The sequence below is a fragment of the Sulfurimonas sp. genome (assembly GCF_018698455.1).
In the GTDB taxonomy this organism is placed as follows: domain Bacteria; phylum Campylobacterota; class Campylobacteria; order Campylobacterales; family Sulfurimonadaceae; genus Sulfurimonas.
Genome location: NZ_JABIOQ010000072.1, coordinates 25891 through 45738, shown reverse-complemented (window position 1 = coordinate 45738; position 19848 = coordinate 25891). Strand labels below are relative to the sequence as shown.

Annotated in this window: 21 protein-coding genes; 16 read left to right on the top strand and 5 right to left on the bottom strand. The window is 34.5% G+C overall.

Annotation, left to right across the window (positions count from 1 at the left end):
• Positions 1 to 9 precede the first annotated feature (9 nt).
• The 4 genes from soxB (at position 10) to HOG88_RS10670 (ending at position 4711) form a co-directional block, all read left to right on the top strand.
• Complete coding sequence (soxB, locus tag HOG88_RS10685) at positions 10 to 1770, top strand: thiosulfohydrolase SoxB (protein ID WP_295005995.1); 1761 nt, start codon at positions 10 to 12, stop codon at positions 1768 to 1770.
• Positions 1771 to 1778: 8 nt separating this feature from the next.
• Positions 1779 to 3293 carry an OprD family outer membrane porin gene (locus HOG88_RS10680; protein WP_295005993.1) on the top strand — a complete coding sequence of 505 codons (1515 nt, stop codon included), beginning with the start codon at positions 1779 to 1781 and terminating at the stop codon, positions 3291 to 3293.
• A gap of 10 nt (positions 3294 to 3303) precedes the next feature.
• Complete coding sequence (locus HOG88_RS10675; protein ID WP_295005991.1) at positions 3304 to 4212, top strand: MBL fold metallo-hydrolase; 909 nt, start codon at positions 3304 to 3306, stop codon at positions 4210 to 4212.
• 64 nt (positions 4213 to 4276) lie between these two features.
• On the top strand, positions 4277 to 4711 hold the full coding sequence (locus tag HOG88_RS10670; RefSeq protein WP_295005990.1) for a DsrE family protein: 435 nt from the start codon (positions 4277 to 4279) through the stop codon (positions 4709 to 4711).
• Here the strand turns inward: HOG88_RS10670 and HOG88_RS10665 are convergent.
• The gene (locus tag HOG88_RS10665; protein WP_295005988.1) at positions 4708 to 4890 is read right to left on the bottom strand and encodes a hypothetical protein; all 183 of its coding nucleotides are present in this window, start codon (positions 4888 to 4890) and stop codon (positions 4708 to 4710) included. The genes HOG88_RS10670 and HOG88_RS10665 overlap by 4 nt on opposite strands.
• A gap of 116 nt (positions 4891 to 5006) precedes the next feature.
• Between HOG88_RS10665 and HOG88_RS10660 the strand changes: the two genes are divergently transcribed.
• A complete protein-coding gene (locus HOG88_RS10660) occupies positions 5007 to 5243 on the top strand; it encodes a helix-turn-helix transcriptional regulator (protein ID WP_295005986.1) in 237 nt (78 codons plus the stop codon).
• Here the strand turns inward: HOG88_RS10660 and HOG88_RS10655 are convergent.
• On the bottom strand, positions 5240 to 5545 hold the full coding sequence (locus tag HOG88_RS10655) for a hypothetical protein (protein WP_295005984.1): 306 nt from the start codon (positions 5543 to 5545) through the stop codon (positions 5240 to 5242). The genes HOG88_RS10660 and HOG88_RS10655 overlap by 4 nt on opposite strands.
• A gap of 19 nt (positions 5546 to 5564) precedes the next feature.
• Positions 5565 to 6893: an NFACT family protein gene (locus tag HOG88_RS10650; protein ID WP_295005983.1), complete on the bottom strand. Its 1329-nt coding sequence runs from the start codon at positions 6891 to 6893 to the stop codon at positions 5565 to 5567.
• 55 nt (positions 6894 to 6948) lie between these two features.
• On the opposite strand from HOG88_RS10650, the gene HOG88_RS10645 reads away from it, so the two are divergent.
• From HOG88_RS10645 to HOG88_RS10620, 6 genes are read left to right on the top strand one after another with little or no spacing between them, the layout of a single operon-like run.
• A complete protein-coding gene (locus tag HOG88_RS10645) occupies positions 6949 to 7104 on the top strand; it encodes a hypothetical protein (protein ID WP_295005981.1) in 156 nt (51 codons plus the stop codon).
• Positions 7105 to 7149: 45 nt separating this feature from the next.
• Positions 7150 to 9108, top strand: a complete 1959-nt coding sequence (locus HOG88_RS10640) for a TonB-dependent receptor (protein WP_295005979.1) — start codon at positions 7150 to 7152, stop codon at positions 9106 to 9108.
• Between the two features lie 16 nt (positions 9109 to 9124).
• Complete coding sequence (locus HOG88_RS10635) at positions 9125 to 9691, top strand: hypothetical protein (RefSeq protein ID WP_295005977.1); 567 nt, start codon at positions 9125 to 9127, stop codon at positions 9689 to 9691.
• Positions 9688 to 10071 carry a hypothetical protein gene (locus tag HOG88_RS10630; RefSeq protein ID WP_295005976.1) on the top strand — a complete coding sequence of 128 codons (384 nt, stop codon included), beginning with the start codon at positions 9688 to 9690 and terminating at the stop codon, positions 10069 to 10071. The genes HOG88_RS10635 and HOG88_RS10630 overlap by 4 nt, the downstream gene beginning before the upstream one ends.
• Before the next feature lie 4 nt (positions 10072 to 10075).
• Positions 10076 to 10282: a hypothetical protein gene (locus HOG88_RS10625; RefSeq protein ID WP_295005974.1), complete on the top strand. Its 207-nt coding sequence runs from the start codon at positions 10076 to 10078 to the stop codon at positions 10280 to 10282.
• A complete protein-coding gene (locus HOG88_RS10620) occupies positions 10279 to 11007 on the top strand; it encodes a hypothetical protein (RefSeq protein ID WP_295005972.1) in 729 nt (242 codons plus the stop codon). The genes HOG88_RS10625 and HOG88_RS10620 overlap by 4 nt, the downstream gene beginning before the upstream one ends.
• 10 nt (positions 11008 to 11017) lie before the next feature.
• Here the strand turns inward: HOG88_RS10620 and HOG88_RS10615 are convergent, their stop codons facing one another.
• Positions 11018 to 13822 (bottom strand): helicase-related protein, encoded by a 2805-nt coding sequence (locus HOG88_RS10615; RefSeq protein WP_295005970.1) that lies wholly within the window; start codon positions 13820 to 13822, stop codon positions 11018 to 11020.
• 45 nt (positions 13823 to 13867) lie between these two features.
• Here HOG88_RS10615 and HOG88_RS10610 point away from each other — a divergent pair, with 45 nt between their 5' ends.
• Positions 13868 to 14185, top strand: coding sequence for a hypothetical protein (locus HOG88_RS10610; RefSeq protein ID WP_295005969.1), 318 nt, complete (start codon positions 13868 to 13870; stop codon positions 14183 to 14185).
• Positions 14185 to 14511 (top strand): DUF309 domain-containing protein, encoded by a 327-nt coding sequence (locus HOG88_RS10605; protein WP_295005967.1) that lies wholly within the window; start codon positions 14185 to 14187, stop codon positions 14509 to 14511. The genes HOG88_RS10610 and HOG88_RS10605 overlap by 1 nt, the downstream gene beginning before the upstream one ends.
• On the opposite strand, the gene HOG88_RS10600 is transcribed toward HOG88_RS10605, so the two are convergent.
• A complete protein-coding gene (locus HOG88_RS10600) occupies positions 14508 to 15611 on the bottom strand; it encodes an MFS transporter (protein ID WP_295005965.1) in 1104 nt (367 codons plus the stop codon). The genes HOG88_RS10605 and HOG88_RS10600 overlap by 4 nt on opposite strands.
• A gap of 173 nt (positions 15612 to 15784) precedes the next feature.
• Between HOG88_RS10600 and HOG88_RS10595 the strand changes: the two genes are divergently transcribed.
• The 3 genes from HOG88_RS10595 to HOG88_RS10585 are packed head-to-tail and all read left to right on the top strand — an operon-like array spanning position 15785 to position 19848.
• The gene (locus tag HOG88_RS10595; protein ID WP_295005963.1) at positions 15785 to 17281 is read left to right on the top strand and encodes a B12-binding domain-containing radical SAM protein; all 1497 of its coding nucleotides are present in this window, start codon (positions 15785 to 15787) and stop codon (positions 17279 to 17281) included.
• 18 nt (positions 17282 to 17299) lie between these two features.
• Positions 17300 to 17923 (top strand): transglutaminase-like cysteine peptidase, encoded by a 624-nt coding sequence (locus tag HOG88_RS10590; protein ID WP_295005961.1) that lies wholly within the window; start codon positions 17300 to 17302, stop codon positions 17921 to 17923.
• A complete protein-coding gene (locus HOG88_RS10585) occupies positions 17920 to 19848 on the top strand; it encodes an EAL domain-containing protein (RefSeq protein WP_295005959.1) in 1929 nt (642 codons plus the stop codon). Before HOG88_RS10590 ends, HOG88_RS10585 begins: the two co-directional genes overlap by 4 nt.

The window sequence follows — 19848 nt, the reverse complement described above, 5'->3', positions numbered from 1 at the left end:
GACTGAATAATGGATATTTCTAGAAGAGACTTTATGCATATTGCAGCTGTTTTTGGAATTGGTGCAGCCGCAACTGGCTGTGTCTCTCCAAAAACACCCGCTCAAATATCTATAAATGATATATATAACTTTAAGGCAACTGGTAATTTTACACTTTTACATATGTGTGATATTCATGCTCATATAAAGCCATTGTATTGGAGGGAGCCATCAACATTGATCTCTGCTCCAAACCTTGTAGGTACACCAGGATTTTTATGTGGTGATGCGTTTGCAAAACATTATGGTTTGGAACCAAGTTCACTAGATGCTTACTTTGATACTCATGTTGATTTTGAAGAGTTAGCTAAGAAGTTTGGAAAAATGGGTGGTATTGCTCATATTAAAACTTATCTTGAGCGTGTAAGAACTGAACGCGGTAATGAAAATGTACTGTTTTTAGATTCGGGTGATACATGGCAAGGAACAGGAGTTGCTCTTAAGACTCGTGGTGAAGCTATTGTTAAAGCACAGAATTATCTTGGTGTTGATGTAATGGTTGGCCACTGGGAATTTACTTACGGTAAAGAGAGAGTTAAAGAGCTTATAGAAATGCTAGACGCTAAGTTTGTTACTCAAAATGTTATAGGTAACGATCCTTTTGCAGATGAGTATGAAGAACTTATTTTCGAACCATATACGATTGAAGAAAAAGGTGGTGCTAAGATTGGTATTATTGGTCAATCTTTTCCATTTACATCTACTGCGAATCCTAAAGAGTTTACTGAAGGTTGGAGTTTTGGTCTTAGACTAGATACACTTCAGGAATATGTAAACGAGTTAAGAGATGAGCATAAAGTTGATTGTGTTGTTGTTCTTTCTCATGATGGTTTTAGTGTTGATCAAGAAGTTGCGCGTCAAGTTCATGGTATAGATTTTATACTTAGTGGACATACACATGACCCTTCTCCTCAACCTATCACTATTGATGGAACAGTAATTGTAATTGCTGGAAGTCATGGTAAGTTTATCGGGCGTTTAGATATAGATGCTAAAGATGGAAAAGTAATTGACTACGAGTACAAACTTGTACCAATAGCTTCAAATATTATTCCAGCAGATCCAGCGGGTGTAAAACTTGTAAATGAGCTATATGCACCATTTGATAAAGAGTTTGGTGAAGTACTTGGTCAAACTAAGAACATTCTTTACAAACGCGATACATTCTTTTCAACTTTTGATCAGCTTATCAATGATGCTATCATGGATGAAATGAAATGTGACATGTCATTTACACCAGGCTACAGATGGGGAACTACTGTACTTGCAGGTGATAACATTTTAATGGATAATGTATATGAGATGTGTGGTATAACTTACCCGAACGTATATACATTTGACTTAAAAGGGAAACAAATTGCTACTCTCTTAGAAGATATAGCAGATAATGTTTTCAATGCGAATCCACTTTATCAGCAAGGAGGAGACATGAGTCGTCTCGGTGGTGTTACATACAGTATCGCCGTTGCTAATAAAGCTGGAGAAAGAATCTCTAAACTAATGATTGGTGGAAAACTAATAGATTTAGACAAAACTTATGTTGTTTCATCATGGGGTGGTAACTTGCAAAACGCAGGAAGCAACCTTCAAGAAAACAAAATAAGAGCTGTCTATGATGTTACGAGAGACTATATAAAAAGAGAAAAAATAGTTGATGTAAGTAATGAGGGGAATGTTACTTTAGTTGATTATGATTGTGGGTGTCCGGTTAAAGGTTCTAGAAGCTGTTAAGGGGAAAAATGAAAAAATTACGCATAAGCTTAGTAACTGCTGCGGCATGTTTACTTACTACATCTATAAGTGCTGATGAGGCAAAACCAAAACGTGAATTTAAAAACAATATGATGCTTGTTACAAACCAAGCACCAGGAAGTGTTGATAGCATTAGTGAAATGTTTTCTGAGGGAATGATTTATGGAAGACTTAGAATGAACGCTTTTAAGTGGGACTGGGCAAATGATGATGCTGATGAGTTAAACAAAAGAGATGATAGTCATGCATTTGGTCTTGGTGGTAGCTTTCGTTATAAAACTGCATCATACCAAGGTGTAAGTGCAATGGCTGGACTTTACTACTCTGACAGTCCATTTGAAGCACTACGTGTGAGTCCAGATAACATCGGTACAGTAAAAGCTGGTAAAGACACTGTTAGTCGTTATCAAGTTAAAGAGAATGGAAACTATAGTATGGCTGTTCTTGCTGAAGCTAATCTTCAGTACGAATACTCAAAAACAAAAGTTATTACAGGTCGTCAGATTTTTGAATCATTCCTTACAAAATCAAATGATACAAAAATGATTCCAAATACTTTTGAAGGTTTCGTTCTTGAAACGAAAGATATTCCTGACACAAAAATTCGTGGAGCATACTTCACAGCCCAAAAATTACGTGACCATACTACATTTCATGATGTAATTACATTTAAAGATTCTGCAGAAGATAGCTGGGGTAACAATGATGACTCTGCAGTACACCAAGGTTTATCTTTTGCTAATTTTACAGCTGCTAATGCAGATACTCAACATGAGTTAATTGTAGTTGATGCTAGCAACAAGTCTGTTAAAGGGCTTAAAGTAGATATAACTTATGGTTCTGTACCTGACGTTGTTTCATCACTAACGGGTGAATTAAACTATAAAATTACTCTTGGCGATGGTTACTCTCTAACTCCAGGTGTTCGCTATATGCAGCAAATGGACAATGGGGGTGGTGCTATCGGTGGGGCAACACTTAAAGGTACACTTGCGACTGATGCAACTCCAACAAGTAACTTAGGCTATAAAGAAAGATATACTTTAGATAGTTCACTTGTAATGGCACGTTTAAGTCTTAAAAAGGGTCCTCTTAAGGCTCAAGTTGGTTACTCTGCGGTTGGCGACGAAGCGGATATCGTAGCTCCATGGAGAGGTTTCCCAACTGGTGGATATACTCGTGCAATGGCTCAGTATAACTGGTATGCAAACACTCAAACTGTTTGTGCTGAAGTAAATTATGACTTTGGTAAGGCTGGTTTAGTTCCTGGATTTAGTGCACTTGCTCGTTATGCAATGCAAGACTTTGATGAAGCAAAACAAGCGGCTGGTGTACAGGCTGATAGTAACATCCTCCATATGGATTTCCGTGAAACTATTACACCAAACTTATATGCGAAAATTCGTGTTGGTTTAGCAAGTGCTAACGACCGCGAAAAAGCTGGTGATGGCGATAAAGATTCATACAACGAATACCGTGTTGAATTAAACTACTTATTTTAAGGATTATGCTTTGAAGTCACTTATGTTGAGTTTTGTATTATTTCATTCTCTCCTCTCCTTTGACTATAAACTTCAGCCTATAAAAATCAGTGCAGCAGCAACTCACTGTTTTTTTGGGCTCTCAGAAGTGATGGACGAGCATAACAATGGAAATATTTCTAATTCCTGTTTTGTTAACATGGGGACTAGCTATCTTGTAATAGATAGTGGTCCCTCCTTTTCTTATGCTTCTCAAGCATACTCTCAAATGAAAAAAATCAAAAATCTTCCTATATCTTATGTTGTTAACACCCACTTACATGATGACCACTGGTTAGGCAATGGCTACTACGAAAGTATAGGTGCAAAAATCATAGGTTCTGCCGCGTTTACAGATCTTCCAAAAGAAGAAATGACTAGAATGCAAAAAAGAATTACCAAAGAGGCTTACCTTAAAACAACACAAACCTACCCTTCACTACTAGTGGAAAAAGAAAAAAATTTAAAAATCAACAGTATAAAAGTTTCCATAAAACATGTGAATCAAAAAGCTCATACAGATAGTGATCTTTACGTTTACATACCATCTAAAAAAATAGTCTTTGTAGGAGACATGGTGTTTAACGATAGACTCCCCTCTATACGTGAGGGAAACTTAAGAGGTTGGCTCAAAGGTCTTGATGAGATTAGAAATCTTGATGTAGACTACATAATAGGTGGACATGGAAAGATAATCACTCCTGACTCTGTAAATTTTACATATAACTACATCAAAGGTTTACTCCAACAGATTTCTACTCTAATTGAAGATGGAGAAAATATAACAGATGTCCTTGACATTGTTACAATGCAAGAATATAAAAATATGAATTTTTACGATTCAATACATAGACAAAATGTAGAAATAGCTTACAGAATGTTAGAATGGGACAGTGAGTAGAATTGAAATCTCTTTAGTCTTGTCTACAAAAAAATTTAACAAAAAACATAACTAAGGATAAAAAATGATAAAGTTTACACTAATTTTACTCTCTTTTTGTATTATTGCATTTGGGGAAACCGAGTTCGCTGAGCCAAAACCATCGTTTGACAACCCTCGAAAGATTGTTTTTGGAATTTCAGATGGCACACCACACTCACTAGACCATTTACTTAGTGTTGCGAATAATGTTTTGAAATTTTATGGACCTGAGAATGTGATGATGAAAATAGTTGCATATTCACAGGGAATGAAACTTTTAAACAAAAACAACCCTGTTACTGCAGTACGTGTCGATGCACTCATTCAGTATGAAGTAGAATTTGTTGCTTGTGGGAACACTATGCGAACATTAAAAATAAAAGAAGAAGACCTAGTTGAAGGCTCTGTAATTGTAACTGCTGGAGTAGTTGAACTTATAGAGAGTATAAAAAACGACTGGACTTACATAAACCCTTAGGAAATCAAATGAAAAAAAATCATTACACTTGTACTAGTATTATGCTGTGCAATATCTCTACAAGCAAAAGGTGATTTACACTTACTTAGCGTAGACAACAAAAACGAAACAATAACTCCCGCACTAATAGAAAAAGCTTTAGTTACAAATGGTTTTTCAGTTGCTATAAATTCAGCCATGAATGGACCTTTTCAAAAGCAGTTTCAACAGACTGATTTTAAAGTGTTCAATCTTTTAGTTGTTTACCACAAAGATTTAACAGAAGAAATACCCAGAGGCTGGAGTATTTACTCCAATGACCACTTGTGTAAGTACCATAGCCGAGCACTTCGAATTTTCCCTTCCCACAATTTCTAAACATCTCAAAGAGCTCAGAGAAGCCAAAATAATTACAATGGAAAAAAAAGGAAATAAAATCTATATAGAACCAAATATCGAAATAGTGCGAGAACTAGGTGGTTGCTTCACTACTTTAACAGAAAATTTTGAAAAAAATCGTGAACTATTCTTTGGGGATGTAGTATTCTCTTAAACTTTAATATCTAGCATATGAATAGGTTCGGCTTCGACTTCTTCAGCCTCTTCCTCTTCATGTTTCTCGCTTCTCTCTGTTTCTCTGTCTGCCTCATCACGTGTATGTTCTCTATCTTCATCAACTTCTTGATTCTCTTCTGTTGGACGGACTTCTAAAACTTTTTCATCTTTCTCGTTGACAGTAGCCTGTGCTACCATGTTTTGAAAGTCTACACGATTTTGATGTGCATTTTGAACAGAAGAAACCGCTGGAGTCATCTGGTTTGTAAATATTACACTTCCTAGTGGACTAATAGCCATAACTAACTCCTTTTATCATTTAGCGAGTATCTATCTCTATGGTCTTATACTTATTATACAGTACATTTGCACCATTTTGAATAGTTACTTCTCTTCGTGGAGTATAATCGACCAAATAGCGATCTTTTGTAGTTGTAGTAAAATCCACACAGAGTCTTGCGGCACTTTGCATCACATTCATAGGGAGGTTTTGCTTATCTGTTGTAATGATAACGTGAGCGGATGGTCTATCTTTTAAATGAATCCAAATATCCTTAGCTCTTGCATTTTGAAGTAGCTCAATATTTCCTTTTTCATTCTTACCAAGCTGTACTTTATAGCCCTCAATCCAGAAAACTTCTACAGAATCATTTACTTTAATCTTTTTCGCTTGTACTTTTTTAGGGAAAAGCAGTTCTATTTTAGCAACATCTTGAGCCATTTCAACCGTACTTATAAATAACTTTAGATGCTCTATTTTTGAGAGTAGCGATTCTTCTTCAATATGAAGATGTTTCGCTCTTTGTTTTGCTTTTTTACTCTTAGAGAAGAGCATATTACTTATCATAAAAGCTGTTGGACATGGTTTTTCTATAGTGAGTTCTATCTCTTTTTCTTCTACATAATCATATAGCTTTAGTATCTTTGCATAAGGTTTAATAGTGTTCGCATTGGATAAAACTAGATTTCCATAATGCTCTTGTTCTTTAGCCATCTTTTCCAAGTCAGCTTGGGAATCTAGTTGCTCATAGAGTTTTTTTAGTTTTTTTAGTTTTTTATTTAAAAGTACTGTTTTTTGGGTTTTAAGATTACTCAGTTTTGCATCTTGTTCACGAGAATATGCCTCATACAAAAATACTTCTACATTATCAAGTGGATACTCTTTAGCAACAAAAGGAGCTTGGGGTACGTCAAGAAGAGCTTGCCCTACTCTAACCTCACGAAAAGAAGAGAAAAGGTCTACATGACGGAGTGCCTCAAGAACTACATTTTCCTCATCTAGTATGATGATATTTGTATATTTACCTGTAAATTCTATTTGTAGGTAAGTTGTCTCTTCTTTATATACCGATGTCATTGAAGTCTTAAGACGAATAATTTTATCGCCATTTAAAAGTTCTATATTTAAGATATTTGCACGATTAAAGCGTTTTGCCATAATGACATCAAAAGGAGCATTATAAAGCTTTGAACGCGGATACTCTTCGCACTTAAACATACTAGAGTTTGAACGAGTCATATTGAAGTAAATAGCATCGATTTTGTCAAACACTATTTTGATAATGGTATCGCTAACTCTATGAACAGCCGATATTTTTTTAAAATCTTGTAAGTAGTTTACTATTTGTTTTAAGTGGGAAAGTTTCATAAAAGTATTTTAACATCTATTTTGGTTATAATTCGAAAAAAACAAAAGAGAACTCGTGCATATACCTAAAGGTTTTGGAAAAAACTACTTTTCCCTAGCAGCGATACAAGCCTATATATCTTTAACTAAGATAATTGCACAGGGTTGTTCTGTATACACATTAGATGGTAAACCTCTCACAATTAAAATAGCTTCTCCACCCTCTTCTTAAAATATTTAAACTCATATAAAAAACATAAATATATTAAGGACTACTATGTCAAAAATAATACAATTATCATTACTCCTAGGTGCTTTTTTAAGCCAACTACATGCAACTCAGTCTATAACACTTGCTCCAATTGCCATTACTTCAACAGCCATAAAAACTGATGAATTAAGCTCTACAGATGCTGTAGAAGTTTATACGCAAGAAGACATAGAGAAAGCTCATGTTCAAAATGTATATGAATTTTTGAATAAAAGTACTTCTGTTTTTGCAACATCAGCATATGGAAATCCTTTTTTACAAAAAATGGATATACATGGGTTTGGAGTTGCTGATGGATACCAAAACATAGTTGTTACTATCAATGGGAGAAAGATGAACAATGTAGATATGGTTTCTCAACTATTAGCATCTATATCGCCTAGTTCAATCAAAAAAATAGAAATTATCAAATCTAGCGGAATCGTAGTCGGAGGTGATGGTGCCAATGCAGGTGTCATTAATATAACTACTAAACAAAACAATACAAAAGAAGTTTCATTATATGCTGGTTCATATGGCACAAGGGATGCTTCATTTTATGCTGGGCATAAATGGGAAAAGCTATCAGTTAGTGTAAGTGGAGAGACTCAAAAGAATGATGGAATAAGAGAAATTGATACAGATAGGAATAAAGACGAAAATAAATTTACTACTGCATCTATAGATCTAGAATATTCTCTATCAGATGATTTAACATTAAATATAGGTGCAACAAATACAGCAACTGATGTAACTTATGCAGGGACAATGACAGAAGATGAGTACAAGGACAATCCTAGACAACAGGGAACTAGCAGTGGTTTCGCTAGTTCTTATTCTACTCAAAGGTTTGATTCAACTGTTCTACGTTCTTCTGTAAAGTACTCTATAAATGATGATATCTCACTTAGTGCTCAAGTTGCAAATGAAATAAAAAATTCTGATTACGATCTACCAGCTTGGAGTTCCACTGGTCATAGTGATTATAACTATGTATCTTTTAATACATATCTTGACTATACAACAAACAACTTATCTATCAAAGTAGGTATTGATGGATTTTATGCAGATTTAAAGTATGAAAATAGCTCCAACGTAGATCTAAATATGGAGAAAGATAATCAAGCTATCTACTTGATGTCTGAATACTCTAAAAATAAATTTACGCTAAAAGCTGGATTGAGATATGAAATTATGAAATTCAATGAATCTAATGGTGACAGTGAAAGTGAAGATCTTAGTGGTATTGAACTTGGAGTAAATTACAAACTAAATAAGAATAGTTCAGTATTTACTAATTTTTCACGTAGTTACCAAACAGCACAACTAGATAGATTATTTAGCTATACAAATCCTACAACTGGATACATGGGTTATGTACTACCATCAAAAGCGAATAACTATACTTTAGGATATAACCATATTGTAGCAACAAATAAATTTAAAATTTCTACTTTTTATATTGATATGGAAAATGAAATTTATTACTACTCAGATCCGGGTTGGACTAACTCTAGAAATACTAATATTGATAAATCTCATAAATATGGACTTGATATATATGATAATTATATACTTAACAATCAGCTCAATATGGTATTAAATTATAATTATGTTCAAGCAATTATAGATAAGGAAATAGAAAATGGTGATGACTACAGTGGAAACACTCTTCCTGGTGTATCAGATCATAATGTAAAAGTAATCGTAAATTATCTACCAAATAAAAATTCCACTTTGTCTTTAACACAAGTTTATCGTTCAGAAGCTTTTGCAGCAGAGGACTTTAATAATAATTTTTCTCAAAAACAAGATGCTTTTAATTCTACAGATATATCTGCAACTTATAAAAAGAAAAATTGGGAAATATTTACTAAAATAAATAATCTGTTTAACCAACAAAATGCTTTATGGGTACGCGATAATGCAATTTATCCTGTTAGTTATACAACTACATACATCGCTGGGTTAAAACTCAAATACTAGAAGGTATATGAAAAAAATGAAACTAAACATAAGAGAGTTTATAAAGTATAAACTTCTAAACTCTCTTTTTCTCGGAATAAGTGTTGGGAGTATATTTATATTATATGCTCCACTAGAACCATCAGTTTATAGTCTAGGTGGGATTTTTCTCGCACTGGCTATGCTTGTTGTTGCAAAGTTTTACTATAAGATTTTAAACATTGATTATTTTTTCAAGATTTCTCTTTTTATAGAGATAGTTTTACTCTTGGCTATTAGTTACTTTTTACTTTTTTCGTACTCATATAGCACCGCGTTTATCATCTATATTGGGTATCAAATTACTTTCACTTTTGGCTCTTTTCTCATTCGTGCTGAAACACTCTTTTTAAAATACTCTAAACCTTTAGAGCTAGTCGATGTGGCTAAACAAAAAGGGTATCTTCTAGGTATGCTTATCTCTTATGTTTTTTATCAACTACTGGAGTACTACTTTGGTATAACTAACAAACAAACGCAGGTATATGTTATACACTTTTTACTTCTTTTATCTCAAGTATCTATTATATACTATCTTCTAAAATCATTTAAGAGAATCTCATGACTTATACTTTTTGGCTAAAAGAGCATGAAAAAAAACATAACAACATACTTACTAAACTCCAAGAACAGAACTACACTAAAGAGCAAATAATAGATTACTTTGTTTTTGAAAATATGGTTGAGACGGAGCCGAATTTCTGCCTCCTCTATGCAGAAAAGAAAAAGTGCCATAATGTAGAATACCTCAACTGTTTTCACTGTGCCTGTCCTCACTTCATCTTTAAAGAAGAAGGCTTATATGAAAAAGATGGTTTCACTATTTTCAGTGAATGTTCTTTAGGTCATGGTGGTCAGTTTACACATGAGAAGAAAATCCATCAAGACTGTACAGACTGCACTATCCCACATAACAAGTCCTATGTCAAAAAAACGGTACAATAACACTATGAATATAACAATTAATCAAAATAATTATGAAAGACTAGCCGAGTTCAAAGAGATTTTAAACAAAGATGAATCTACTATGATAAACGCAGCACTCGAACTCTACTTTATAAAAGTCCAAGAAGAGTTAAGCCAAAAAGGTACTAATGATGAAAATGCGATGACAAACTTAGACTTTAATGAGTTTTGGGATGATATAGAGATATGACAAGTTATAATCTCTTCACTTCTGAAGAAGATTCACTTATCTCTGGTAATTGTGACCTCATTACCGACACTTTTGATAACTCCACAGTAAACACCTCTGGGCTTATAACTCAGGCACTCCACAGCTTAAATCCTTTTAGCCATATAGAGCTCTTTAAACCTGAAATTCTTAATGGCTTAGATTCGAAGACTATATTGCGTAAAGGGATGGATCTTGGAATGTCATATGAGCTAAAAGGCACATTTGTTGCACTTAGTATCTCTTTGCAAACACAAGACGATGAGTCTACAAGCAACTTTAATGAATTAGACAATTTCAAATATAAAGAACTTATCTTTTATGCTGGTTTTATTCTCGAAGCATCGAGAAGGTTTCATATAGTCTTAAGTGGTGCAGAGGAAATGGCAATAGTCCTGCTCATAGCAGACAATCTAAGAGAAGAAGTTCTCATGCGCATAAAGAGTGATAACATAACGTTAGCTACAACATCTTACTCAGCAAAAAGTATAGCCCTAAAAACTATACTTGCTAAACTAAGTTACCATCCAAAGGCACTCTATACAGATTTTGACTTAAGTGGTGCAGATATACAAAGTGTAAAAGAATCTCATCATGGGCTAAGAGATAGAAATGGGACAGGTGCTTCCTTGGCTATAGCTTCGAGAGATTCCATAACGAACCAAGAACTTTTAGATGCCCTAGAACTTATAGTTTATATGGCTTAAAAGAAGCACTCTATCTTGAGGAATGTCCTCTTCCTCGTCCATGTGTATAGTTCTTTCTAAAACAGTTCTGACAAATCGCATACTTTGTGTTTAATGGCAAAGGTGCCCTGCAGAGTTTACACATCTGAGAAAGTTGTGCCTGATGCAGTGTTCTTCCTATGTATTTGTTTAAAATACTTCTATATTCTCGAGCTTTATTCTCATCTACAAAGTTCTCACCAAACCTATAAGTAAGCCACAGGTATAAAGATATCTCTTTTACCATGTCCTCAGCTTTTAAGAGTTCATCTGTAGTTCTTGCATGATCACTATTAAGCACAGGGGGATTATAGTAAACATTCTCTTGCTTTTGCAGGGAAAAAATATAACTCTCATAAGCCTCTACAATATAAGGGGATTTCAGTGTCAACGGAGCACAAGCAAGATGATACTTAGTTGCTATGTCTAAATCATAAGTATCAACAATCCTTGAAGCCTCCAGCATATCACTTAAACCTGAGGCATAAAAAGGACCATTAAATTCCATGTTTTCTACAAAGAAACTTAGAATTACCTCAAGAGAGTTCTCTTCAAGTATTTTACTCACAAGTTTTATATGTTCTAAATTTGCCATCACCTTAAAGGGAATAGTTATTGTTTTTGCTTCTTTATAAAAGTTTTTCTTGACTATTTTGAGGGCTTCTTCATTTAATGCACCTACATATCCCTCTTCGCTTAGTCCATACCGTCCAGCACGACCAGCAATTTGATGTACTTCTGATGGCATAAGGCTTCTTTGTGTTATACCGTCAAACTTTTCAGCCTTAGAAAAGAGTATGGTTTTTATAGGTAGGTTCATTCCCATAGCAATAGCATCTGTAGCTATAAGTATTTCGGTTTCACCCTCACGAAAACGCCGTGCTTCTTCACGTCTCACTTCTGGAGAAAGATTTCCATAAACAACACTCACACTAAAGTTAGATGAAAAGTTTTGTTTGAGCCTTAGTACGTCTTTTCTACTAAACGCGATGATGGCGGTTCCCGGTTTTACCTCTGAGGCTTTTGTTGGTTCTTCTAAAAGTGTAAGTGGATTTTTACGTTCAAATTCTATTATTTCTAACTCTTCACCAAGGTACTCAGCTAATGCTATAATGGCCTCTTTTGAATTAATAGACCCCGTCATAATAATCTCTTTAGCAGGTGTTCCTATGATGGCGTTTGCCCAAGCCCAACCTCTATCACGGTCATCTATCATCTGTACTTCATCTATAACACAAACATCAACATCGACTTCAAAGTTTAGCATCTCTATGGTCGAGCTAATATGTGTAGCCTCGTCATCGAGTATTTGTTCTTCACCTGTTATAAGTGAACTCTCGATGCCCTTTGCTTTGAGTGTCTCATAGCCTTCAAGTGCGAGTAAACGAAGAGGTGCAAGATAGTAACCAGTATCTGCTTCTTCTAACTTCTTCATCGCCGTATATGTTTTACCACTGTTAGTTGGTCCTATGTGAAGAGTAAGTTTTCTTCGCATCTCTCTAGCCATTGGAAAGAGGTTTTTAAAGTCACGAATAGTTCGAGCAAGTAATTCTTGGCGTTGTTTTTTTATAAGTAGTTCAGAAATGGAATACACAAATCTTCTGGTAATCTTTTTATGCATCTTAGGAGTTAGGGAGAGTCCATGAGGCATAAGGTCAAGTAAAAACTCATAGACTCTGACATGTAGCTCCTCATCACTTAAATATAAGAGTGCCGTATACTTAGTACAGTCCTCTATTAAAGATTCCAAAGAGCGCAAGAACTCTTTTTCTTCTTCTGCTTTTAGCTCTGCTAATACAGTGTCAAAGTTAAAACGCTCAGCATTCCAAATCTCTTCCAGAAGTCCTTCTAATTCTATGTGTAATTCCAAATTATAAGGAAGCTTTTGCTCTGAGTATGGAAGAGTTATAGATTCATCAACAATAAGTAAAAGTTCTTCCTCATGAAGTTCTAAACGCGACACTTCTAACTTTGCCATTACTATCTCTTTAAGAACTTTCTCTCCTATTCTAGGATGAGAAAATCGCGACTTTGGAGGACTTGACCGCAGGGCATCTATTATTTGTTTTGTTGTGAGGTAAGCATGTGGTGAATGTAGCTGCTCTGTAAATTTTTGAGTATTTTCTTGTTTAGTTTTTGTAGCGAGAAGTTTATCATCACCTATTTTTTGTACTATCTCTTCGAATGAGTTGTTATCTAAAAATTCAAAACTATATGGTTTTGTGTTAAGAGTCACAATTTTGTGAAAACTCTGTCCATAAACCTCATAAAGAATGGAAGCATTAAACTCAAAAGAATCATCTGTGTCAAAGTTTCCCTCTAGCTCTTTTTCTAAGAGGGAGCGTTTATGTTCATGACGGATATGTGTTAGTTTTGATTCCATCTTTTCAATGGTAATCTTTTTACTTCGCATAGTTGAGAAAGCATCATATAACTGTACTGCCTCTTCATGGCTTACATCAAGTTCTCCGAGTAACATTTCTATCTTGTCATCTCTATCTAAAACAGCATCGGGAGTTGTGCTTTTTGGGAGGTTTGATTTATAAATTTCTCCATTATTTTGGAAAAAATCGAGGATATTTTGGCGAACAGAATGTTCTGCTTCACTCCACATCATTCGTATAGTTTTTAAAAGTAATTTTTTATTGTGTGAGATATCATAGATACCAAGTGCTGCGAAGAGTTCACTTAAGGTCTCCGAACTTACACTTTCAATTCCAACATCAAAAGGTTCATCATCAAAATATTTTCGTATTCTCTGGTTTATCTTAGAGTTTTTTTTATTCTTATTAGACATGTGACATTTTATCCTAAATAAATATTATTACTATATAATTAGTTTATGAATTATCCAGATCAATGGACTCAAAAAGAGTTCTTAGAAGCTAAACGTGACCTTGCTAAAGAGAAAATAGCAGTTGTACTCATAGATACTATACTTTCTCCTATAGAAAAAGCATTAACAACTGTTTTTAATCCTCATGAACTTAAAGTGTATCCTGATGGCAGTGTTTTTGTTTTTTACTGTGATAGCGGAAAAGCAACTCTAGATAGACTACAAGAATATAAAGATAGATTTCCAACAATGCACTGCATCTCACTCAAGGGTGGACGTGGCTACTGGAGAAAAAATATGATGCTCATAGACGAGGAAGAATAATGTACAGCCAACACGATAGACTCATAAAAGAGTATAGATTATGTATAGATGAAAAACGTTATTACGATGCTCACGAAGCACTTGAAGAGATATGGTTTCCACGTCGTTTTGAGAAAAATACAGAGATGTTACTACTCAAAGGTTTTATAAACGCAGCTGTAAGTTTCGAGCTTGTTAAACTGGGACGTGAAAAACCGAGTAAAATAGCATGGTTAACATACCTAAAGTATAGACCTTTGCTTTATAAAATTTCATCACCTTACTTGAACGAGTATCATGCTCTTGCTAGACATATTGAAAATTTAAGAAATGCAAAAAAGATTTAAGGCTTTACCTCTTTCCCCCATAAATTTAAAAACACAAAAGCTCCAAACGCCATTACAGCCGAACTTAAGAAGAGATACTCTGCATAGTACTCATAAATATACCCTGCTATTAAAGCTCCGCTGAGTCCTCCAAATCCATAAGTAATTCCAGAAAAAAACTGTTGTGCTAAAGACTTATGTTTGTATAGTACATAGAGATAACTAATGGCTGCTGAATGAAAGAGTGCAAAACTCAGGGCATGAATACTCTGTGCCAAAAACTGAACAAAGATGTTTTGAGCAAAGGCAAAGAGTAAAAACCATCGAAGAGCTGTCATCAAAGTTGTGAATTCTAAGATACGAAGTAATCCTTTTCTCAGAAATCGTCCTTGAAAATAGAGCATAATAATCTCTGTGAAAACTCCAAAACTCCAAAGGTATATAGTCATATCTAATGTAATTCCATTATCTGTAGCATAGATGGTAAAGAAGTTATAATAGGCTCCAAAACTCATCTGCATCAAAATAAGTCCAACCCACAGTTTGTAATCTGCAAAAAGATTTATATCATTTTTTTCATGTTTTGGCTCATGTTCTTTATCTTTACTCGAAACTTGTGAGATAACAAATGCTACCGCTGCTGTTACAAATGTTAGTGTGAGTAAAAAATTCAATGCAATAGTATGCGAATCAAGTATTTTAACTAAGACAAGGGCAACAAGGACAAAACCTATAGAACCAAAAAGTCGTATCTTTCCATATCTTTCTTTGCCTAAAGTATCTAAAGATATAACTTCAACATAGGGTAGAATAAGCCCTAGTCCGAGACTTAAAAATATGTTTGATGTGAGTAATTTATAAAAGTTATCTATAGAGAAGTAAAATGCAATACTACTCAGTGCCATAACAAGAAGGGCTACATTAAAGACTCTGTTGTTTAACTCCAAACCATGTATAAACAAAAATGGGAGTATAAAACGCACCAAAGGACCCGATGCGAAGATAATGCCTATTTCAAGAGCACTGTAACCAAAGTCTGAGATAACCTTTGGTAAAAAAATGATGTAAACACCAACAATAGAAAAGTAAAAAAAGTAAAATATTGATAATAAAATTGCCATAATGGAATTATATCTAAACTATTAACCTACTGTTTACTTATAATTATTATAATTATAAGTCTCGATTATGTTTTACCCTTTCATAACATGAGATATTAAATATACTCTTAACAATTTTCTACACTCAAGTCTTCCCCCTTTTAGCTTGAGTGTATTTATGATAAAATTCCCTTATGAAAATCATACTAACAACTTTGAACGCAAGGTTTACCCATAGTGCTATTGGGCTTCGTTACCTTTATGCAAATATGCACTCCCTTCAAAAAGACACACAAATACTAGAATTTAGTATCAACGATGCCATGCAAAGTGTGGCAGAAAAACTTCTTATGAATTCACCTGATATCATCGGAATTGGTGTGTATATTTGGAATGTCTCAGAAGTTGCTGAACTTATCCATATAATAAAAAAAGTTTCCCCCAATATAAAAATCGTTTTAGGTGGTCCAGAGGTAAGTTACACACCTTTTCGTGTAGACTTAGATGATGCTGACTATATCATCCAAGGGGAAGGCGACCTCGCGTTTTATGAACTTTGTGTAGCTATAGGCAATAACTCTGCTAATGAACGAATTATTAAAATGACTCTTCCTAAACTGCGAGAACTACAACTTCCTTATGAGTACTATACAGACCATGACATTCAAAACAGATATATATATGTTGAAGTCTCTCGTGGTTGTCCTTTTGAATGTGAGTTTTGTCTCTCCTCCATGGATGAGAAAGTACGTGCATTTAATCTTGATAATGTTTTAGAAGAGTTTGAAAAACTTTGGCAAAGAGGAGCGAGGAACTTTAAGTTTGTAGACAGAACCTTTAACCTCAATATCAAATCATCAAATAGAATCTTAGACTTTTTTCTCTCCAAAGAACCTCCTTATTTTGCTCACTTTGAAGTTATCCCTGACCATTTTCCAGTATCACTTAGAGATAAGATAAAAGCTTTCCCCAATGGTGCATTACAACTCGAGATAGGAATACAAACACTTAATCTTGAAATTGCTAACAATGTTTCAAGACAACTCAAACTAGATAAAATACAAGATAACGTTCATTTCTTAGAGCGTGAAACAACGGCACATATTCACCTCGACCTTATCATCGGGCTACCCGGCGAATCACTTAAAAGTTTTGGAGCTAACTTAGACAAACTTGTTAGTATGAGTTCTTGTGAAATACAACTTGGAATTCTTAAAAAACTCTCAGGAACTTACATCAAACGCCATGATGAAGAGTTTCAAATGGTTTATAGTAACATTCCTCCTTATGACATACTCAAAAACTCAGAACTCTCTTTTAATGATATACAAATCATGAAACGTTTTGCACGATTTTGGGACTTGACTTACAACAGTGGAAACTTCAAACATACTATGTCTTTTTTATTCGAAAATAAAAGTGTGTATGAAGAGTTTTATGCTTTTGGTTTATGGATCTATGGAGAGACTGACTCTACTTGGAAGATTTCACTACAACGACTAGGAGAACTTCTTTTTACCTACCTTACAGAAGTAAAAAAAGAGAATGCGCAGGAAGTTGCCGACAGCATGCTTTTAGACATGATGAAGCTCAAAGGACGGGCAATTCCTCCTTATCTTAAACCATATAGCGATGAATTCACCTCTCAAGCTAAGGCCGGAACTGCTGGCTTTAATAAAAGACAAAATTAAAACAAGTATAATTGAAGAATGAAAACTGTAGTTCACTTTTTTTTATTGTTGGTATTTTTATATTCTCCGGTGTTTAGCTCTGAGCTCATCACAAGAGAGATAGAAGAGAGTGCTGAGAAAAAATATGGTAAGTTTGCTAAAAATAGATTTATGGCAATAAAAACAAAACTACTCTTAGAACTCAAAGATGCAAGCGACATGAAAAAACTCAATGTCGTAAATACTTGGATTAATTTCATAAAGTACAAAAGTGATAAAAAGGTTTATTCACAGAGTGATTACTGGGCTACACTTTATGAGTTTATAGGAAAAGATGCTGGTGACTGTGAAGACTATACCATAGCAAAGTACTACATCTTAAAAGAACTTGGAATTAATCCAAGAAGACTAAAGTTCACCTATATTATCTATAAGAGCAGAAGTGGTAAAAAAATCTCTCATATGGTACTTTCATACCTTAAAGTACCAAAACCAAAAACCACAAAAGACATACTCATCTTAGACAACAATAACCGTCTTATCCTTCCTGCTTCACAACGCAAGGATATAGTTAAAGTTGTAAAAATGATAAACGGTGACACGGGTCCAAAATCTAAAAAATGGAAAAAACTCGAAGCCAATATGAAAAGGAAAAAACTATGACTCTCTTTAAACAAGTAGCAATCGCTGTATCGACTATTATTGTCATTATGCTCGGTGCTGTAATGTACATCAACTATGTGTCAGCTAAGAAAGATATGATTACAAGTCTTTATGAGACAACCGTTAACAATATATCAACACTTTCTAGTAACCTAGCACAGGCTGGTGATGAAGAAGCATTCTTGATTACTACTATAGATTCAGAGTTTGATAGTGGTTACTTTAGACTAATAGAATACACCTCGGCAGATGAAAAATTTACATATAAACAAGAGGATGCTTATCCTATTGATGGTGTTCCTCTTTGGTTTGTAAAATTTGCAAATGTTAAACTACAAACGGTTAGAGCCGATGTTACTCTTGGCTGGGAAATCACTGGAGAGGTTAATGTAGAGGGAGATACAACTGTTGTGTATAAAGCTCTTTATAAAATGTTTATCAAGCTCATTTATATCTTTTTTATCTCTGTGTCACTCGCTCTTATTACATTAAGTATCCTTCTGCATTTTGTTTTAAAGCCTCTTAAACGCATACAAGACCAAGCAGAAGCAATTCTAAAAAATGAGTTTGTCATACAAGAAGGAGAACCTTACACAACAGAGTTTAAAGATGTTGTCAAGGGGATGAACACTATGGTTAAAAAAGTAGAAGATATCTTTGAAAAAGGAAATGAAGCAGCACAGAGAAATAAAGAGCTCCTCTATAACGATCCTGTAAGCAAACTCTTTAATAGACGTTACCTTATGTTGAAGCTCTCGAGCCTCATAAAACAAGAAAATAGAATCAATGGAGGAGCAGTCCTCTTTGTTGCTTTAAGTAGTGAGGAGGCTATTATAAAGTCTATTGGAAGGCGAAGTACTGATGACTTCTTTCTTGAACTAGCAAATGGATTTACACAAATTTGTCATGAAAATGAAGAGAGTGTTATAGCCCGTGTTAATTCAACTGAATTTACCCTTATGCTTCCCGGCTGTGAAGCCAAAGATGTAAATACAATAGCCCACACAATAAATGATAAATTTGACTCTCTAGTGACTCATTATAAACTTGATGCAAATGTTGCTTATGTAGATATGGGTATTTATAGATTTAAGCCTAGTGTTAGTGTCGGTGAACTTCTTACACGTGCTGACAATGCTCTTTCACAGGCAAAAGCAAGTGACTCCAAAAATATTCACCTCTATGAAGAAAAAGATGATGATAATGCCATGGGTAAAGAGCAGTGGAGAGCTATCATCGAAGAGGCTATAGAAGAAAAACTCTTTGCTCTGAAGTTCTGGCCAACTGTAAATGCCCCTACAAAAGAGACTAACCACAAGGTTATGACCTTTATTATTGATGGAGGAGAAGGTAAACGCTATTACTATGGTGACTTTATTGCTCCAGCGATCAACCTTGGTCTTGTTAGTAAAATGTACCTAGTAGCTCTTAAAGACCTTATCACGAAGTCTCACGCAGAGGTAGATAACACTATCTGCTCTATCCGTTTGTCTAACGAAGTTCTAAAAGACCCTTCTACTTTTGAAGAGCTATCTCTACTTTTTGAGACTCATGCAAAAAACATAAACTTTAAACTCTCTTTTGAAGTTTCAGATAGTTTTGCGATTAATAATACACAGATAGTAAAAAGTTTTGTCTATCTCTTTAATAAATATGGATTTGGATTTGGCATAAATTCTTTTACTGGGGAATCAAATAGTTTTGCCTACCTCAAACTACTGAACCCTGCGTTTATAAAAGCTGATATTTCATTCTTGCTCGACCAGTCAAGTGATTCGATGAGTTCCCTTCAAATTGTAACAGACTCCTTAGGAATAGATATCATTGCAACATTTGTAAAAGATGAAGAAGATCTAGATAAACTCTCGACTATGCATATACATAAGGTTCAAGGGCCCATAACAGATAAACTTATCGCAGGTTAA

Coding starts and splice junctions, on each gene's coding strand:
- soxB (WP_295005995.1), top strand. CDS start 10: ATGGATATTTCTAGAAGAGACTTTATGCATATTGCAGCTGTTTTTGGA.
- HOG88_RS10680 (WP_295005993.1), top strand. CDS start 1,779: ATGAAAAAATTACGCATAAGCTTAGTAACTGCTGCGGCATGTTTACTT.
- HOG88_RS10670 (WP_295005990.1), top strand. CDS start 4,277: ATGATAAAGTTTACACTAATTTTACTCTCTTTTTGTATTATTGCATTT.
- HOG88_RS10665 (WP_295005988.1), bottom strand. CDS start 4,890: ATGGCTGAATTTATAGCAACTGAAAAACCATTTGTAACTAAAGCTTTT.
- HOG88_RS10660 (WP_295005986.1), top strand. CDS start 5,007: ATGACCACTTGTGTAAGTACCATAGCCGAGCACTTCGAATTTTCCCTT.
- HOG88_RS10655 (WP_295005984.1), bottom strand. CDS start 5,545: ATGGCTATTAGTCCACTAGGAAGTGTAATATTTACAAACCAGATGACT.
- HOG88_RS10650 (WP_295005983.1), bottom strand. CDS start 6,893: ATGAAACTTTCCCACTTAAAACAAATAGTAAACTACTTACAAGATTTT.
- HOG88_RS10640 (WP_295005979.1), top strand. CDS start 7,150: ATGTCAAAAATAATACAATTATCATTACTCCTAGGTGCTTTTTTAAGC.
- HOG88_RS10635 (WP_295005977.1), top strand. CDS start 9,125: ATGAAACTAAACATAAGAGAGTTTATAAAGTATAAACTTCTAAACTCT.
- HOG88_RS10630 (WP_295005976.1), top strand. CDS start 9,688: ATGACTTATACTTTTTGGCTAAAAGAGCATGAAAAAAAACATAACAAC.
- HOG88_RS10625 (WP_295005974.1), top strand. CDS start 10,076: ATGAATATAACAATTAATCAAAATAATTATGAAAGACTAGCCGAGTTC.
- HOG88_RS10620 (WP_295005972.1), top strand. CDS start 10,279: ATGACAAGTTATAATCTCTTCACTTCTGAAGAAGATTCACTTATCTCT.
- HOG88_RS10615 (WP_295005970.1), bottom strand. CDS start 13,822: ATGTCTAATAAGAATAAAAAAAACTCTAAGATAAACCAGAGAATACGA.
- HOG88_RS10610 (WP_295005969.1), top strand. CDS start 13,868: ATGAATTATCCAGATCAATGGACTCAAAAAGAGTTCTTAGAAGCTAAA.
- HOG88_RS10605 (WP_295005967.1), top strand. CDS start 14,185: ATGTACAGCCAACACGATAGACTCATAAAAGAGTATAGATTATGTATA.
- HOG88_RS10600 (WP_295005965.1), bottom strand. CDS start 15,611: ATGGCAATTTTATTATCAATATTTTACTTTTTTTACTTTTCTATTGTT.
- HOG88_RS10595 (WP_295005963.1), top strand. CDS start 15,785: ATGAAAATCATACTAACAACTTTGAACGCAAGGTTTACCCATAGTGCT.
- HOG88_RS10590 (WP_295005961.1), top strand. CDS start 17,300: ATGAAAACTGTAGTTCACTTTTTTTTATTGTTGGTATTTTTATATTCT.
- HOG88_RS10585 (WP_295005959.1), top strand. CDS start 17,920: ATGACTCTCTTTAAACAAGTAGCAATCGCTGTATCGACTATTATTGTC.